The sequence below is a fragment of the Pseudomonas brassicae genome (assembly GCF_010671725.1).
In the GTDB taxonomy this organism is placed as follows: Bacteria; Pseudomonadota; Gammaproteobacteria; order Pseudomonadales; family Pseudomonadaceae; genus Aquipseudomonas; species Aquipseudomonas brassicae.
The window spans coordinates 1-16,822 of sequence record NZ_JAAHBU010000018.1; the positions used below are offsets into that span (position 1 = coordinate 1).

Sequence of the window (16,822 nt, forward strand, 5' to 3'; positions counted from 1 at the left end):
TTCCCCGGCACCGGGGCGGCATTGCGCTGCCCCTGGCCGGGTCGGGTACGGCGAGGCGACGCCGCTCAGGGCGTCGCGGGTTTCTTGGGTGTACGGGGTTTCTTTGCAGCGTCGGCCTTGGCGGCGGGTGCCGGTGGCTTGGCCTTGGGCGCCGCAGCCGCCGGCTTGGCTTTGCCGGTCGCCGCTGCGGGCGGCGTTGTGCGCGGTTTGCGCGGGGCGGCCTTGGGCGCCAGCGCCTCGGCTTCGGCAGTTTGCGCGCCATCTCCCAATGGCGCGCCTCCTGGCCTTCGGGTTGACCTTCCGACTCCCAGATCTGGTAGGCGAATTCGCGGATACGTTTTTCCTCAACACTCATCTCGACGCTCCTGATAGCTCAGTCTGTTCAATGAAGAGATTGACGGGGAAGGCTTTGAGCGCAGTGCTCAGCCACAGCTCGTTAGAGGTTGTGACTGCACCCTGGGCGAAAAGTCCCGTGCAATTGGCAGTGCGCAAGGCGAACGGCAGCAGCACACGTGTATCGTCCCAGTTCTGTGCCGGGATCAGGGGTTGCGCGGTAGTGCCCAGCAGCCCCGCCGCCAGCCGTGGCACCAGCACCACGGCACGCTGCGCCTCGCCCACACGGGCAAAGGCGAGCACGTGTGCGGCGTGTTTGCCGCGCACTTCCAGGGGCTGATAGAGGCCATGGCGAAACAGCTGTGGGTAGGCTCGGCGTTGCTCCAGCACCTGGGCGATCATGGCCTGCTTGACCCGCCCGTCGCGCCAGTGCTCCAGCAGTTCGGCCGGCCCCTGGCTGTCATCCAGGGCCAGGCGCCGCGTGGCAAAGTCCACGGCGCGGCGGTTGTCCGGGTCGACCAGGCTCAGGTCCCAGTATTCGTTGCCCTGGTACAGGTCGGGAATGCCCGGCACGGTCATGCGCAACAGGCTCTGCACCAGCCCGTTGAGCGCACCGGGGCAGGCCAGTGCGTGCGCCGCGTCGGCCAGCGACTGGCGCAGTTGCTGGCATTGCGGCTCCAGCAGCAGGGCGTCGATGAAGCCCGCGCAGGCCTGTTCATAGGCCGCGTTGGGGGCGCTCCAGCTGCTGCGCAGCTTGGCTTCGCGCAGCGCTTTGCGCTGCCATTGGCGCAGGCGTTCGGCATACGCATGCAGGCCCGGCCCGTCGTCGCAGCGCAGCGTCAGCGGCCAGCTGCCGAGCAGGGTCTGGTACAGCAGCAGTTCGTCGCCGGGGCTGGGCGCCTCGCCGTCGATGAGTGTGCTGCGCAGCGGCGACGCCAGCTCGCGCCAGTGTTCGACACGCTGGGCGAACCAATGGCTGCGCTCGCTGATCACCGCCAGGCGCGCGCGGCAGTCCTCGCCGCGCTTGTGGTCGTGGGTGGCGGTGGCCAGCAGGTTGTCGGGAAAGTCCTGCAGGCGCTGCTGGCAACTGGCGTGGAAGGCCTCGACCGGCGCGCTGAACCGTTCGGCGTCAAAGCCTACGTCATTGCGTGACAGCAGCACTGCAGAGCGATAGAAGGCAGTGTCTTCGACGGCCTTGGCGGCGGTGGGCGAGGTCAGTTGCTGAAAGCGTACGCAGGCATGGCGCAACTGCTTGCGCGCCCGCCCGGGGGGCAGGTTGCGCCACGGCTCGCCGCCCAGCCAGCGTTGCAGGTAATCAAGCAACGGCCAGTCGGCCTCGCCCAGGCTTGAGCGGGCATTGGCCAGGGCCTGCTGGAAGAACACCTCGTCGGCCGCCGGCCGCCCACAGGCGTTGATATAGGTGCGGTACACCGGGTAGTGCTCTACCAGTGCCTGCAGCGCGCGCCGGATGGCGCCCAGGGTCAGGTCGCGGCTCATGATGTCGTTGCGCGCCACCTGCAGCAGCGCCTGCGCGACCGATTCGAAGTCCCCGGCCAGGCTTGCATTGAGCACCAGTTGACGGGCCAGGCGCAGTTCTTCGCTAAACGCCGGGCGCTCGCTGAGGTCGTGCCACAGCGCGGTGAGTTCGGCTGCGCCGTCCGGGTCGTGCTGCAGCAGCGAGACCTGGTTCATGAATTCGTAGCCGGTGCTGCCGTCCACCTGCCAGTCCGGGTGCAGGCGCTCGCCGGGGCCAAGGATTTTTTCCACGTAGATCGGGAAGTGCTCCACGGCTGCACTCAGTGGGCGTTGTGCCAACAGGCCGTCGACCCTGCGCCGCAACTTGCGGCAGTAGCCGCGTGGGTCGGCCAGCCCGTCGATGTGGTCGATGCGCAGGCCATCCACCAGGCCCCGCTCGATCAGTTCGAACACCTTGGCATGGGTGGCCTCGAACACCGCCGGGCGCTCCACGCGCAGGCCACCCAGCTCATTGACGTCGAAAAAACGCCGCCAGTTGATGTCGTCACCGGCGGTGCGCCAGCTGGCCAGGCGGTAATGCTGTTGCTCAAGCAACTGATGCAGGCGCTCAAAGCCTGGTGCAGTGGTGGCGTCGAACTGTGCCAGCGCCTGCTCGATGGCGCCGGCAACCTGGGCCTGACGCGCTGCTGTGGCCAGCGCCTGATGCAGTTCGCCAGCCTTAGCCGGCCCCTGGCGCTGGCCCTGCAGGGCGGCAAACCGCGCGCCCAGCTCGCTCAGTTCCGGGTGGCCGCTGGCACACAGAACGTGCGCGTAGTCGGGCGGGCTGATGGGAAAACGGTGGTCGTGGTGTTCGATATGCAAGTACCCGTGCAAGGCGTCCAAGCGCAGCGGGATCTCGCCGGCCTGCAGCACCGCGCCGTAGTCGCTGGCCAGGAACGGCAGCAGCAGCTGGCCTTCGAGCAACGGGTCGGGCGAGTGCCACTGGATGTCGAAGAATTCGGCATAGGGGCTGCGCCGGCCCCAGGCCAACAGGTCTTGCCACCAGGGGTTGCCGGCACCGCCCACGGCCATGTGGTTGGACACGATATCGAGGATCAGGCCCATGCCGTGCTGGCGCAGGGCGGCAACCAGGCGTTGCAGCGCCGCTTCACCGCCCAGCTCCGGGCTGACCCGGGTCGGGTCGACCACGTCGTAGCCGTGGCGTGAGCCGGGGCGTGCCTGCAACAGTGGCGAGGCGTACACATGGCTGATACCCAGGCGCGCAAAATAAGGCACCAGCGGCACCGCAGCATCAAGGCTGAAGTCGGCATGAAACTGCAGGCGCAAGGTGGCAGTCAGGCTGTTCATCGGTCACGCTCGAATGCTTGTTCGCGGGCGTGCGCCAGCAGTTCCAGGCGCCGCGCCGCATCGCTGTGGTCCAGCAGGCGGTCGGCGGGCAGGGCGAAACGGCGGCGCCAGTTGGGGTGGCTGTCAATGGTGCCGGGGAGGTTGGGTTGTTCGTCCACGCCCAGCAGGTCTTCCAGCGGGATCAGCACCAGCGGTGCGCGGGTGTGGCCGAGCAGGCGCAGGCTGGCATCGATCAGTTCGGTGCTGCCCCCGAGTGCGCCGCCGTAGTTGCCGTGCAGCAGGCGCCGCAGGCCCTGGATTTCCTGATGACGGCTGTCGCGCCAGTGTCGCTCGGTGATCGCGTCGATCAGCGCCAGGCGGTGGTTCCAGTCGATATCACGGGCCTGCAGCCAACCGGCCAGCGGCGGTAGGTCGTGGGTGCTGGTGGTGGCCAGGGCCGAGTCCGGCCAGTCGAGGATCGGCCTGAAGTGGCCGGGCGGGTCTTGCTCGAACAGCAATACGCGCATGCCAGGATGGCCCGTGCCGCAAGCTTTTCACGCAGCCCGTGCGGTACCGTGCCCAGGTCTTCGCCCAGTACGATGGCCTGGTGGCGCACCGACTCGAGGGCCAGCAGGCGCAACAGGTCGTCCAGCGGATAGTGCAGGTAGGCGCCTTCGCTGGGCGGCGCGCCCTGGGGGATCAGCCACAGGCGTTGCAGCCCCATGACGTGGTCGATGCGCAACCCGCGGCGTGGGCGAAGTTGGCCCGCAGCATCTCGATGAACGCGCGGTAGCCATTGCGGCGCAAGCCTTCGGGCGAAAACGCGCAGATGCCCCAGCTTTGCCCGGCGCGGTTGAGGATGTCGGGCGGCGCGCCCACGTGCAGGTCGGCCAGCAGTTCGTCCTGACGGCTCCAGGCCTGGCTGCCGGCGCCATCGGCGCCCACCGCCAGGTCGGCGATCAGGCCCACCGCCATGCCGCTGCCGCGCGCGGCACTCTGGGCGCGCTCCAGGCTGCGCGCTATCAGCCACTGGCAGAACACGTAGAAGCTGACCTGCACGTGATGCTCGGCGGCAAACGCGGCAATCTCGGCGCTGCGCGAGTCGTGCCAGGCGGCCGGCCACTGGCGCCAGTCCTGGCTTTCACCACGTTCTGCGGCGGCATCGAGCAGTGCCTCGAAACGGCAGTGGTCTTCCAGGGCCTGGCCACCGGCCTGGCGAAAACTGTCGAAGTCGCGCGCGCCGGATGCTGGCCCTGGATGAAGTCCTGATACAGCGCCTGCAGCAATTGCTGGCGGGCCTTGGCCGCCTGCGGCCAGTCGATCAGCGGCAGCTGTTCAAGCTGCTCGAGCGGGGCTTGCAGCTGCAGGGCATCCAGTGCGATGCGCACTGTCCGCTCACCCAGCAGCGCTTGCGGGCTGGCGTACAGGCTGTTGAAGAACAGCCGGCTGGAAGGCGAGTAGGGGCTGTAGCTGGGATGGTTGCGGGTAAACATCGCGTGCAACGGGCTGATGGCCAGCGCATCGGCACCGCGTTCGGCGCGCTGCGCGCCAGCGCTTCGAGTGCCAGGCAATCGCCGAAGCCGCCGTCGCCCGGCCGGCGCAAGCTGTAGACCTGCGCGCTGACGCCCCAGCCACGCGGGTGTGGCGTGTCGAGGGCATCGGCCAGGCTGTAGCAACGTGCGGGTGCGACGGCCAGGGTGAAGGCGCTGGCATCGATATGCAACTGGTGATAGCCCACGGGCAGCCCCGCTGGCAGCGCCGCAGCGCCATCGAGCTGCAGGGTCTGCCGGCTGCCGTCCTCCAACTGCGCCTCGCAGCGGCTATGGGCAGCAAAGTACAGGGCCAGGTCCAGCGGCTGATACTGGTCGACCGTCAGCAGGGGCGGCAGATGCCGGGCGTCATGGGCTTTTTCCAGGGCTTTGAGGCTGTTGGCGATGGCCGTGTCATCGGCTGCCGGGTGGCCGAGGCCGGCCAGTACCCGTCGCAGCACGGGCTCGCTGACACGTTGCGGGCGGCCGTTGGCATCGACCCAGTCGACGGCCAGGCCCGCACGTTCGGCCAGTTGCAGCAAAGGCAGGTCAGGCATGTAGAGGCTCCACACAAGCTGGCGGGGTCAGGCTGACGATACTGCTCAGCGGCGGCAGTACAGCGTCACCCTGCGCAAGGTCGACACTTTCAAACAGGCGGTGTTCGCGGTTGGGCAGGGCACACACCAGCGGCTGCTCGCCGAGGTTGAGGTCAATACGCAGTTCGCTGCCGTCACCCAGCCGCCAGCGCGCGCTCAGCGCCCTGTCGCCCACCACCTGCGCGCCGAGTGCATGGGTGCCTGGCAGGCGCGGGATGATGTGGTGATGGCGCAGGTGCAGCAGGTGGCGATACAGCAACACGCTGCTGTCGCTGGTGCTGCCCCACTGTGGCTGCGAGTCGAGAAAGGTCTGCGCGGCATTCGGGTCGGGGATCCGCGCCCGCTTGGCCGGGTCGGCAAAGGCGGTGAAAGCCTTGAACTCGGCGCGTCGGCCTTCGCGTACCGCCGTGGCCAGGTCCGCGTGATGATCGGTGAAAAAACAGAAATGGCTGTTCACAGCCCCAGTCATCCCCCATGAACAACAGCGGCACCATCGGCGCGAGCAACAGCAGTGCCGTGGCGGCCCGCAGCGCGGCGGGTGCGCACAGGCGCGGCAGGCGCTCGCCCAGCGCGCGGTTGCCGATCTGATCGTGGTTCTGCAGGAACAGCACAAAGGCGCCTGGCGCCAGGTGCCCGCTGGCTTCGCCGCGCGGGTGGCCGTTGCGGTCCGGCTCGCCCTGGAACACGAAGCCCTGGCTCAGGCAACGCGCCAGCTTGTGCAGCGGCGCTTCACGGTAGTCGACGTAATAGCCTTCATGCTCGCCGGTGAGCAGTACGTGCAAGGCATTGTGGCCGTCGTCGTTCCACTGCGCGTCGTAGCCTTCTTCGAGCAGGTGCGCCTGGTTGCGCTCGTTCTCCAGGGTCAGCCACACCTGGCGTCCCGCTGGCGTGGCCAGGCGCACGCGGCGCGCCAGCTCGTGCAGGAAATCGGGGTCGTCGATGGCGTGCACCGCGTCCAGGCGCAAGCCGTCGAAGCGATAGTCATGCAGCCACATCAAGGCGTTTTCGATAAAGAAGTCGCGCACCTGGCGGCGCCGGAAATCGATGGCCGCACCCCATGGCGTATGCCGGTCCTCGCGAAAGAAGCCGCTGGCATAGCGGTGCAGGTAATTGCCGTCGGGGCCGAAGTGGTTGTACACCACGTCCAGCAGCACCATCAGCCCCAGCCCGTGCGCCTGGTCGATCAGCGCCTTGAGTTGCCGAGGGCTGCCGTAGCTGCACTGGGGGGCGAACGGCAGCACGCCGTCATAGCCCCAGTTGCGCGCGCCGGGGAACTGCCCGATGGGCATCAGCTCGATCGCCGTCACACCCAGCGCCGCCAGGCGTGGCAGGTGCTCGGCCACCCCGGCGTAGCCGCCGAGCAGGCCGACGTGCACCTCATAGATCACCGCTTCGTGCCAGGGCCGGCCCTGCCACTGCGGATGCAACCAGGTATAGGCGTGGCCCTGCACCTGGCTGTACCCGTGCACGCCCTCGGGCTGGCCACGGGAGGCCGGGTCGGGCACCGACAGCACGCCGTCGATACGGTAGCGATAGCGGGTACCGGCCGGGCAGGCCAGGCTCAGCTCGAACCAGCCATCGTCGCGGCGCTGCATGGGGATGGGCGCAGCGTCTGCGCGCTCCACCTCCACCTGTTGCGCATCCGGTGCCCACAGGGCGAACCGGGTGGTGTCGCTGTCCAGCATCACGGCCCCGTGGGTCGCGTGTTCCTGTGACCTCAAGGGCATACGGCAACTCTCCTTAGCCAACGTTGAGCGTGGCGCGCTCCACCAGTTCCTCGTACAGGCGTGCGTAGGGCTCGACCGCCTGGCACCAGTTGAACGGTTGTGTCATGGCCAGGCAGCGCATGGCGTTGAGCAGGTGCTTCTGGTCATACACATAGAAGGCGCGCGACAGCGCTTGGCGGTAGCTTTCAACCGAGGACTCGTCGAACAGAAAGCCGGTCACGCCATTCTCGATGGTGTCGGCCAGGCCCCCGGTGTTGCGCGCCACCGGCAGCGAACCGAAGCGTTGTGCATACATCTGGCTCAGGCCGCACGGCTCGTAGCGCGAGGGCATGAGCAGGAAGTCGCTGCCGGCGAACATGCGCCGTGCATCGGTTTCGTTGAAGCCGATGCGCACGCCAATACGGCCGGGAAAGCGCAGCGCCAGTTCACGCATGGCCTGTTCTTCCTCCGGCTCGCCGCGCCCGATGATCGCGATCTGGCCGCCTTGCTCGACGATGTATTCGGCCACCCCCAGGGTCAGGTCCAGGCCTTTCTGGTACACCAGCCGTGACACCACGGCGAACAGCGGGCCGCTGGAGGCGTCGAGTTCGAACAGCGCGCGTACCTGGCTGCTGTTGGCGGCCTTGCCTTGCCAGTCGTTGATGCTGAAACGGTGCGTCAGGTGGCTGTCGGTCGCCGAGTCCCAGCTCTCGTCAATGCCGTTGGGGATGCCGCTGAGCAGGCCTTGCTGGGCCTTGCTGTCGAGAAACCCGTCGAGCCCACAGCCAAACGACGGCGTGGTGATTTCCTGCGCATAGGTCGCGCTGACCGTGGTGATGTGGCTGGAGTAGGCCAGGCCTGCCTTGAGAAACGACAGCTTGCCGTAGAACTCCATGCCGTCCTGTTGCAGGGCGTGGTCGGGGATGGCCAGTTCCGGGCAGCAGGCGCGGCTGACCACGCCTTGGTAGGCAAGGTTGTGAATGGTGAACAAGGTCGGGGTGCTCAGGCCGCGCCAGTGCATGTAGGCCGGTGCCAGGCCGGCCGGCCAGTCGTGGGCGTGCACCAGGTCGGGCTTCCAGTGCACCATGCCTTCGCCGGCAGCAATTTCGGCCGCGGCCAGGCCCAGGCGGGCGAAGCGGATATGGTTGTCGGGCCAGTCGCGGCCGTTGTTGGCGCCGTAGGGGGTACCTTCGCGCTGATACAGTTCGGGGCAGATCAATACATAGATGACCAGGCCGTCGGCCAGGTCCATGCGCCCGATCTTGCACGGCGGCAGCGCGGCATGGCCGCCCAGCTCACCGACCAGGTGGATCGGGTTGTCGCTTTCGAGCACTTGCGGGTAACCGGGGATCAGTACCCGCACATCGTGCAGGTGGCGCATGGCGCGGGGCAGGGCGGCGGACACGTCGCCGAGGCCGCCGGTCTTGACCAGGTCGGCAATTTCCGAGGTCACGAACAGCACTTTGCGTTTGTTCGGATTGCGCCGCGAATCGGTGGCAGGTGCCTTGGCTGTCGTGACAATGTCGCCAGCGCGAAGCTGTGCGCTGGCGTCTGGATTGAAATGCTCTACGTGGGGTTCGACAGCGGCACTGATCATACTTCTCTCCGTCCCTTTGTTCAGCGGGTGTGTTCACCCATTTTTATGGCGTGTGGCTCAATCTCGCTTGTGTGAGGTGTTCTGGTGCGTCCCCGAGCAAACGTGCAAGCGCTGCGCCAGCCGGCGATCCTGCCGATGGCGTTCTGACGAGTGGGGGGTGGGCTGCGCCTGGGTAACCAGAATCGTTGGCCTACTTAGTTCCTGACCTGCCGGTTTTCCAGAAGTTTCGACTATTTCCAATCGAGTTTTCCGGACGGCATCAGGTCGACTGAAGAGTGTAGGAGAGATATCGGAAAAATGTGACCCGCTGGTCATATTTTGCCGTTTGCGGTGTCTGGGCCGGCCTGCCGCGGCTGCAACCCCGACAGGTGGTTGCCCAGGTGAGCTGCCGGCCCGTGCACTGTTTGAAGGCCTCAGGCTGCCCGAACCAAGGCAGCGATAACGCCACCCGTGACACGTCCTGGTGCATCGACTGCCAGCTTGCACCATTGCAGTGATGGGTTGGCAGCGTACAGCCCGGGCAACGCTCGCCTCAGCTGCGCGGTGAGAAAAATGCGGGTGGCCGACCAACGGACTATTTCCAACGCTTGGCAAACATTGATAGCATCCGGCCACTTTTTTCGGGTGTCCATCATGGTCTGTGCCCTTATCCGCGTGCTTGCCCTGGGCCTGGTGCTGATGCTGTCGAGCACCCTCAGCCTGGCCGCCAACACCCCCTGTTCCGGCCGCAAGGGCGGCATCGCCGGCTGTGATGGCGACGCCTTTCTGTGTAACGACGGCTCCATCAGCGCGTCGAAAAGAAGTTGCCCGGCCTACACTGGCAATCGCCATGCACGCCCCGCCGTGCAGCCGCTGCACGATCGCGCACAGGGCTGCGGGTGTGGCACGGGTGCCTACTGCACCGGGCCGCGGGGTGGGGTGTACTGCCTCACGCCTTCGGGCCAGAAAAGCTATCGACGACGCTGACGGACGGCCCTCAGCTTTTCGTCAGCGCAACCGATAACTCCTCTAATGAATGCGTAACAGCAAGGATGCACGCAATGAAGCAGGCCCAGTGGTGGATGGCATTGGTGATGGCGAGTGGTCTGTGTCAGGCGCAAACCCCGCCAGACCCCTTGCTCGACGCGCACAGCAGTGCCAGCACCAGCGAGGTGCGTGGCGTGTTGCGGGGCGCGCTCCCAGGCGGTGCTGGCCAGTGAGCTGGCGGGGCGCGTGGTGGCGGTGCCCTATGCCGAAGGGCAGCGCTTTGCCAAGGGCGATGTACTGGTCAAGTTCGATTGCAGTGCCTATCAGGCGCAGCAGAACGCCGCCAATGCCTCGGTGCGTGCCGCCCGCGAAGAGCTGCAGAACAAACAGCAACTGGCCGCGCTCAATTCGGTCGGCCGCTTCGAAGTGAGCCTGGCCGAGGCACGCCAGGCCCAGGCCCAGGCCGAAGCCCAGGTGTACCAGGTGCAGGTGCAGCGCTGTCAGGTCAAGGCGCCGTTCGATGGCCAGGTGGTCGCGCGCAAGGTGCAGGCCCACGAAAGCGTGGCCAGTGGCGCGCCGCTGCTGGAAATCGTCGACAACCGTTCGCTGGAAATCCATCTGCTGGTGCCATCGCGCTGGCTGGGCCGGCTCAAGCCCGAGCAGGCGTTCAGTTTTGTGCCGGATGAAACCGGTGCGCCTATCGATGCCGTGATCAAGCGCCTGGGTGCGCGCATCGACGAAGGCAGCCAGACCTTGCTGCTGATCGGCAGCCTGCCGGCCAATACGCCGGGCCTGCTGGCCGGCATGAGCGGTACCGCGCACTTCGCAGACGCGCAATGAACGCGCAGGTGCCCGGGGCGCTCGAGCAACTGCTGGCGCACTACCTGAAGCTGGAGCGCCAGGCGCGCGCGGCGCCGTCGGTGCAGGCGCTGGGCTTCAGCATGGTCAATGACAGCCAGGCGCTGTTCGGCTTTCGCCACGCTGCCTTGCTGATCACAGGCAAGGTGCAGGCCCTCACCGCGATCAGTGTGGTGGAGCCGAACGCCCCTTTCGTGGGCTTTGTGGAGCGTGCCGCCGCCTGCCTGGCGCGCAGCGAGCGCTTCGCCTTGCCCGGCCCGGTACCGCCCGACGACATGGACCAGGCTTGCCGCGAAGACTGGCAGGCGCTGTCGGCGGCGTATGCCTTCTGGCTGCCACTCAAGGGGCGTGACGGTGAGGTGTTCGGCGGTGTGTGGCTGGCCCGTGACAATCCCTGGAGCGACGCCGAGCAGGCCTTGCTGGCACAACTGGGCGACTGTTACAGCCATGCCTGGCTGGCCTTGCAACCGGGCAAGCCGTGGCGCCTGCGCTGGCCGGCCCGCACCCGCTGGGCGCTGGCCGGCGCGGCCCTGTTGCTGCTGTTGGTACCGGTGCGCCAGGCAGTACTGGCGCCGGCCGAAGTGGTGCCGCGCAACGGCCAGGTGGTGGCTGCACCGCTGGACGGGGTGGTCGCCGAGTTCCTGGTCAAGCCCAACCAGCCGGTGCAGGCCGGGCAGGTGCTGGTGCGTTTCGACGCCACCAGCCTCAAGGCCCAGGCCGATGTGGCCGAGCGCACCCTGGGCGTGGCCGAGGCCGAGCTCAAGGCCAACACCCAGCGGGCGTTTTCCGACAGTGAATCCAGTGCCCGTATCGACCTGCTGGCGGCCCGTGTGGAGCAGAAGCGCGCCGAACGCGACTATGCCCGCGACCTGCTGGCGCGTGCCGAGGTGCGTGCCGAGCGCGACGGTATCGCCGTGTTCGCCGACGCCCAGCGCTGGACCGGCAAGCCGGTACGCACCGGTGAACGCCTGCTGGAGATCGCCGACCCGGCCCAGGCCGACCTGCGCATCGAGTTGCCGGTAGCCGACGCCATCGGCCTGGAGCCCGGTGCCGAAGTGGCGTTGTTCCTCGACAGCGACCCGCTCAACCGTCACACGGCCACGCTGGAGCGCGCCGCCTACCAGGCGCAATCCAATGCTGCCGGGCAGCTGGCCTACCGACTCGACGCGCGGTTCGAGCAGGCCCCACCGCGCATCGGCTTGCGCGGTACGGCCAAGCTGTTCGGTGCCCGGGCGCCGCTGGCCCTGTACCTGCTGCGCCGGCCGTTGGCGGCCCTGCGCCAGGCGGTGGGCCTGTGATGTTGCCGGCACTGCGTGCCGACCTGCAGCTTTCGGCGGGTGCGCCAGGGCTCGACGGCTCACCGCAATGGACCCTGGCCGACCCGCTGCGCGGCAAGTATTTCAAACTCGGCACACCGGCCATGCGGCTGTTGCGCCATTGGGCGCTGAGCGATCCGAACCGGGTGCTGAAGGCGGCCAACGCCGAGCCCGGTGCGCCGCTCGGGCCGCAGGCCGTGGAAGAGCTACTGCGGTTTCTGCGCGGGCATGACCTGATCAGCGCCAGCGACAGTGAGCAGCGCGCTGGCTACGCGGCCAAGGCGGCCAGCCAGCGTCAGGGCTTGTGGACCCAGGTGCTGCACAAATACCTGTTCTTCCGTATTCCGCTGTGGCGGCCGGACGCTTTTCTCAATCGCACCTGGCCGTGGCTGGAGCGTTTCGGCCCGAACCTGCTGCGCTTCGGTCTGCCGACCGTGTTGCTGTTGGGCCTCTTCCTGGTGATGCGTGACTGGGAGCGCTTTCTCGCGACCTTTCCCCACCTGCTCAGCCTGGGCGGCATGGCGGCCTTCGGTATCGCCCTGGGTTTCGCCAAGCTCTGCCACGAATTCGGTCACGCCTACATGGCCAAGCGCGCCGGGTGCCGGGTGCCGAGCATGGGCGTGGCGTTCATGGTGCTGTTGCCGATGCTCTACACCGACGTCAGTGATGCCTGGCGCGTGCAGGACCGTCGCACCCGCCTGTTGATCGGCGCGGGCGGCGTGCTGGCTGAACTGCTGCTGGCGTGTATCGCCTTGCTCGCCTGGTCGTTGCTGCCGGACGGCGCAGGGCGCACGGCCGCGTTCATGCTGGCCAGCGCCACCTGGATCACCACCGTGGCGATCAACGTCAACCCGCTGATGCGCTTCGACGGTTACTTCCTGCTCAGTGACCTGTGGGGCGTCGACAACCTGCAGAGCCGCGGCTTCGCCCTGTGCCGCTGGCACCTGCGCGAACGCCTGTTCGGCTATGGCGAGCCGCCGCCCGAGCGTTGGTCGCCGGGGCTGCGCAAGCGCCTGTTGTTCTGGGGCTACGCCTCGTGGATCTGGCGTGCGGCGTTGTTTTTCGGGATCGCCCTGGCGGTCTATCACCTGTTCTTCAAGGTGCTCGGGATTTTCCTGATGATGGTCGAACTGGTGTGGTTCATCGGTTTGCCGATCTGGCGTGAATGGCAGCACTGGTGGAAACACCGCGACAAGGCCCAGCCGCGCAAGGTGCTGGTGCTCGGTATCGGGCTGTTGGCCCTGCTGGCGGTGCTGCTGGTGCCTTGGCGCAGTGGCGTGGAAGTACCGGCGATGCTTGAGGCGTCGCGGGTCAGCGGGTTGCATGCGCCGACCCCGGCACGCATTCGCCAAGTACTGGTTGAAGATGGCCAGCAAGTGGCCAAAAACCAGGTAGTGGTCGAACTCGAGTCTCCGGACCTCGCCTCGCGCATGAGCATCACCCGCCGCGAGATCGAGATCCTGCAACTGCAACTGCGTCGTCAGTCGAGCCGCAGTGCTACCGCGGCGGACAGCGGCATTCTCGAGCAGCGCCTGGCCGAGGCGGTGGCCGAGTACCGTGGCCTGGCTGCCCAGCGCGAGCGCCTGAGCCTGCGGGCGCCGCATGCCGGGGTGGTGCGTGATCTGGCGAATAACCTCGCGCCGGGCCGCTGGGTCGGCGTGGACCTGCCGCTGGCGCAGGTCGCCGAAGGCGGTTTGCGTTTGCGGGGTTACCTGGCCGAGGCCGATCTGTGGCGGGTGGCGCCGGGCGCCACCGGGCATTTCGTCGCCGATGACGTGTTGCGCGATTCGCTGCCGGTGAGCCTTGAAGAAGTGGACGCCAACGGCGTCTCTTACATCGACCAGGAAGCCCTGGTGTCGGACCACCACGGACCGATCGCCGTGCGTCGTGATGAAGAGAAACGGGCACAGCCGCTGGAGGCTCAATATGGCGTGCGTTTCGAACTTGGAAGCGGTGCGCCGGAGCAGGTGTCGCACCCGCAGAGAGGCCTTGTGGTGCTGGACGGAGAGGCCATGTCGCTACTGGGATCGGCATGGCGACGGATGGCCGCTCTGGGGGTAAGGGAAAGTGGATTTTAGTCGTGCGATTGTAGGACAGTTGGAGTAATCTGCTGTCAATTCGCCATGCAAGTAAGCGTGACGTTTTCACAGTAAAAGTTGGTCCGCAAATTTTATTCAGTACAGGGATGTATCGAGTGATGTCGAATGACGCTGTGACCTTCCGTGCCTTGCATTCAGACGATATGGCTTTCATCGAGCATCTTTACGCCGGCTCGCGCAAGGAAGAAATGTCCCGCAGTGGTTGGCCTGCCGAGCAGGTCGCAGCCTTTCTCAGTCAACAGTTCAACGCTCAGCACGCTTATTACCAAGCTCATTATTCCGATGGGGAATTATTGATCATCGAACTTGGGGGTAAGGCCATCGGCCGCCTCTATATGTTCTGGGGGCCGACCACGCTCAACTTGATCGATATAACCCTGCTTCCCGAGTTCCAGCGCCAAGGTATCGGTTCGGCATTGATCGAGGCGCAGTTGCGCCGCGCCGACGAACAAGGGCTGCAGGTAGAGCTTTTCGTCGAATCCTATAACCCGGCACAGCGGCTGTATGGTCGGCTGGGCTTCAACGTCTGCGGCGACTCCGGGGTTTACCTGAAGCTGCGCCGCGATGCCTGCACCGACTCAAGGAAAGTCTCATGAGCGAACCGATTCTTGCCGCTATCCCCAGCCTGCAGGAACTGCGCGATGCCGATGCCGACGGCTTCGTGTTGCAGCTCACCCCCGAGCAGGGGCTGAGGGTCAGCCTGCTGACGGTCAACGAGGGCGTGGCGATGAACGACGAGCACGAATGCTATTCGCTGCTGTTGGTACTGCCACATGGCGTCAGCCTGCCGCAGGAGGTGTTCAACCTCTTTGGGCCGGGGCGCCAGCAGCCCTGGACACTGCTGATGACGCCGGTGGCCCCGGAGCCCGACGGTCGTCACGTACTCGAAGCGGTCATCCATCGCCGGCGCCAGGTTCCGGTCGATGCTTCCTGACTCGCTGAAATCCAAGCCACGCAAGCCAACATAAAGGAAGAGTCTGATGTCTGATCCGTTTTTGGGTGAAATCAGGATGGTGGGGTTCAACTTCAACCCCTATGGATGGGCGCAGTGCCAGGGCCAGATGCTGCCACTGAACCAGAACACCGCGCTGTTCGCGCTGCTGGGCACCAACTTTGGCGGTGATGGGGTGAGCACCTTCGCTGTCCCCGATTTCCGTAGCCGTATCCCGGTCGGCTTCGGCACCGGCGCTGGCCTGCCGACCTACGAAATGGGCCAGAAAGGCGGGGCGATTGCCATGGCCGAGCTGGCTTCGACCCTGGCCCAGCATGCCCACACCGTTTCGCTGACGGTCAATGGCGCTGCAACCCTGCAGGTCGTCAATGCTCCGGCTACCAGTTCGACGCCTCTGGCCAACGGCTACCTGGCGATCCCGGACGACGGCCAGGGCGGTACCTTCAACCTGTACCACAGTGGCATCTTGGCCAATGGCCAGCCGGCGCCGAAGATCAATCTGTCGGCACCCGCGGTGGTCGCCGCCGGCACCGGCCAGACTTCGATCAGCGGCCAAAGCGTTCCGTACTCGTTGCTCAACCCTTACCTGTCGGTCAACTTCATCATTGCGCTGCAGGGTGTCTTCCCTAGCCGCAACTAACAGCGACAACCGGCGGTGCCTCAGGGCACCGCCACTTTTTTGGCCGCGGCGTCCCAACCGACGACGCGGGGGCACACCAGGAGGTGCAGCATGAAATTCATCGAACGCTTCTCGCGCAAACCCGTCCAGTCGCAGTCCATCGAGGCCAGCCCGGCTCCGTTGTTGATGGCGCTGGAGCCGCGAATCATGTTCGATGCGTCCGTGGGCGTGGTCGCCCAGGACGCCGCGGCCCAGACTACCGTCGACGCGGCCAAGGACAGCACCTCCAGCAACGAGGCAAGCCCGGCCCAGGCGGCCGCATCCGGCAGTAGCGGGCAGGCTGCGCAGCGCCATGAAGTGGTGTTCGTCGACGGCCAGGTCAGCGATGCCAACAAGCTGGTTGCAGGCCTGCCGGCCAATACCGAGATCGTGGTGCTCGACCCGAACAAGGACGGCCTGCAGCAGATGGCCGACTACCTCAAGGGCCGCGAAGGCCTGGACGCCATCCACCTGTTGTCTCACGGCGCGGACGGCACGGTGCAGATGGGCAACCTCTGGCTGGCCAGCAACAACCTCGCCGAGCACCGCGCGACCCTGGAAAGCATTGGCGCCGCGCTCAAGGCCGACGGCGACCTGATGCTCTACGGCTGCAAGGTGGGGCAGGGCGACAAGGGCCAGACCTTCCTCGACCAGTTGGCCAGCATCACCGGCGCCGATGTCGCCGCCTCGGTCGACGATACCGGCGCAGCAGCGCTGGGCGGCAACTGGAGCCTGGAACGCAGCAGCGGCAGCATCCAGACCAGCGCGCTCAACCTGACGGCCTACGACAACCTGATGGCGGTCGTTTATACCGGCGGCCAGGTCGCCACCGCGCCGATCCTGGGCAGCACCGCCGCCAACCTGATGCGCATGGTAGTGGGCGACTTCAACAACGACGGGCGCGACGACATCCTGTACCAGGACAACACCAACCTGTGGCGCTTCGCCGCAGGCCAGGCCGACGGCACCTTCATCACCGTCCTGGCTGACCAGTCGGGCTCGCCGTTTGCCGGCCTGTCCCTGGGCGCGTCGGCGTCGAACGGCGTCAACTACCATGCCGCCGACTTCGATGGCGATGGCGACACCGATTTGCTGGTGGCAGCCGTCAGCGCTCAGCAACTGACCCTGTACCGCAACAACAACGGTGTGTTCTCCGCCGAGACGATCCCCGGCGGCCCGCAATTCGGCAACCGTACCATCGTTGGCGATTTCAACGGCGATGGCGCCGCCGACCTGCTGTACCAGACCACCAGTACCACCGGTGCACCGTGGCGGGTGATGATGAATACTGGCAACGGCACCATGACCGACCTGGACATCACCGACACCGCCTCGCCGTTCCGCAACATCAACCTGCCGGACTTCATCCTCTACCAGTACCGTATTGCCGACGTCGACGGCGATGGCGAC

At 66.4% G+C, this 16,822-nt stretch carries 11 protein-coding genes and 3 pseudogenes; 8 read left to right on the top strand and 6 right to left on the bottom strand.

What is annotated here, in order from left to right; all coding sequences use genetic code 11:
- Positions 1-65 precede the first annotated feature (65 nt).
- The 6 genes and pseudogenes from G3436_RS01900 to glgA form a co-directional block, all read right to left on the bottom strand.
- A pseudogene (locus G3436_RS01900) lies at positions 66-355 on the bottom strand (DUF2934 domain-containing protein).
- Positions 352-3,156 carry a malto-oligosyltrehalose synthase gene (locus G3436_RS01905; protein ID WP_163940712.1) on the bottom strand — a complete coding sequence of 935 codons (2,805 nt, stop codon included), beginning with the start codon at positions 3,154-3,156 and terminating at the stop codon, positions 352-354. Before G3436_RS01905 ends, G3436_RS01900 begins: the two are co-directional and overlap by 4 nt.
- Positions 3,153-5,221, bottom strand: a pseudogene (malQ, locus tag G3436_RS01910) (4-alpha-glucanotransferase). Before malQ ends, G3436_RS01905 begins: the two are co-directional and overlap by 4 nt.
- Positions 5,214-5,435: a DUF3459 domain-containing protein gene (locus tag G3436_RS27200; protein ID WP_476644165.1), complete on the bottom strand. Its 222-nt coding sequence runs from the start codon at positions 5,433-5,435 to the stop codon at positions 5,214-5,216. The pseudogene malQ and the gene G3436_RS27200 overlap by 8 nt, the downstream one beginning before the upstream one ends.
- Complete coding sequence (gene treZ, locus G3436_RS01915; protein ID WP_243666975.1) at positions 5,395-6,987, bottom strand: malto-oligosyltrehalose trehalohydrolase; 1,593 nt, start codon at positions 6,985-6,987, stop codon at positions 5,395-5,397. Before treZ ends, G3436_RS27200 begins: the two co-directional genes overlap by 41 nt.
- 13 nt (positions 6,988-7,000) lie before the next feature.
- Positions 7,001-8,563, bottom strand: coding sequence for a glycogen synthase GlgA (glgA, locus tag G3436_RS01920; RefSeq protein WP_163940714.1), 1,563 nt, complete (start codon positions 8,561-8,563; stop codon positions 7,001-7,003).
- Positions 8,564-9,241: 678 nt separating this feature from the next.
- Between glgA and G3436_RS01925 the strand changes: the two genes are divergently transcribed.
- The 8 genes and pseudogenes from G3436_RS01925 to G3436_RS01960 form a co-directional block, all read left to right on the top strand.
- Positions 9,242-9,529, top strand: coding sequence for a YdcA family protein (locus G3436_RS01925; RefSeq protein ID WP_420801163.1), 288 nt, complete (start codon positions 9,242-9,244; stop codon positions 9,527-9,529).
- Positions 9,530-9,603: 74 nt separating this feature from the next.
- A pseudogene (locus G3436_RS01930) lies at positions 9,604-10,369 on the top strand (efflux RND transporter periplasmic adaptor subunit).
- Positions 10,366-11,685 carry an efflux RND transporter periplasmic adaptor subunit gene (locus G3436_RS01935; RefSeq protein ID WP_163940718.1) on the top strand — a complete coding sequence of 440 codons (1,320 nt, stop codon included), beginning with the start codon at positions 10,366-10,368 and terminating at the stop codon, positions 11,683-11,685. Before G3436_RS01930 ends, G3436_RS01935 begins: the two are co-directional and overlap by 4 nt.
- Entirely contained in the window at positions 11,682-13,781 is a 2,100-nt protein-coding gene (locus G3436_RS01940) for a site-2 protease family protein (protein WP_338001187.1), read from the top strand. The genes G3436_RS01935 and G3436_RS01940 overlap by 4 nt, the downstream gene beginning before the upstream one ends.
- Positions 13,782-13,900: 119 nt before the next feature.
- Positions 13,901-14,398: a GNAT family N-acetyltransferase gene (locus tag G3436_RS01945; protein ID WP_163940726.1), complete on the top strand. Its 498-nt coding sequence runs from the start codon at positions 13,901-13,903 to the stop codon at positions 14,396-14,398.
- Positions 14,395-14,736, top strand: coding sequence for a DUF6916 family protein (locus G3436_RS01950; RefSeq protein WP_163940722.1), 342 nt, complete (start codon positions 14,395-14,397; stop codon positions 14,734-14,736). The genes G3436_RS01945 and G3436_RS01950 overlap by 4 nt, the downstream gene beginning before the upstream one ends.
- A gap of 46 nt (positions 14,737-14,782) precedes the next feature.
- Positions 14,783-15,394, top strand: a complete 612-nt coding sequence (locus tag G3436_RS01955) for a phage tail protein (protein WP_243666976.1) — start codon at positions 14,783-14,785, stop codon at positions 15,392-15,394.
- Between the two features lie 90 nt (positions 15,395-15,484).
- On the top strand, positions 15,485-16,822 hold a 1,338-nt coding region (locus G3436_RS01960; RefSeq protein ID WP_163940724.1), incomplete at its 3' end, for a DUF4347 domain-containing protein.

Bases quoted from the DNA above. Each gene is read 5' to 3' on its own strand.
- G3436_RS01935 (WP_163940718.1), top strand. From the start codon at position 10,366: ATGAACGCGCAGGTGCCCGGGGCGCTCGAGCAACTGCTGGCGCACTAC.
- G3436_RS01925 (WP_420801163.1), top strand. From the start codon at position 9,242: ATGCTGTCGAGCACCCTCAGCCTGGCCGCCAACACCCCCTGTTCCGGC.
- G3436_RS01955 (WP_243666976.1), top strand. From the start codon at position 14,783: ATGTCTGATCCGTTTTTGGGTGAAATCAGGATGGTGGGGTTCAACTTC.
- treZ (WP_243666975.1), bottom strand. From the start codon at position 6,987: ATGCCCTTGAGGTCACAGGAACACGCGACCCACGGGGCCGTGATGCTG.
- G3436_RS01945 (WP_163940726.1), top strand. From the start codon at position 13,901: ATGTCGAATGACGCTGTGACCTTCCGTGCCTTGCATTCAGACGATATG.
- G3436_RS01950 (WP_163940722.1), top strand. From the start codon at position 14,395: ATGAGCGAACCGATTCTTGCCGCTATCCCCAGCCTGCAGGAACTGCGC.
- G3436_RS01905 (WP_163940712.1), bottom strand. From the start codon at position 3,156: ATGAACAGCCTGACTGCCACCTTGCGCCTGCAGTTTCATGCCGACTTC.
- glgA (WP_163940714.1), bottom strand. From the start codon at position 8,563: ATGATCAGTGCCGCTGTCGAACCCCACGTAGAGCATTTCAATCCAGAC.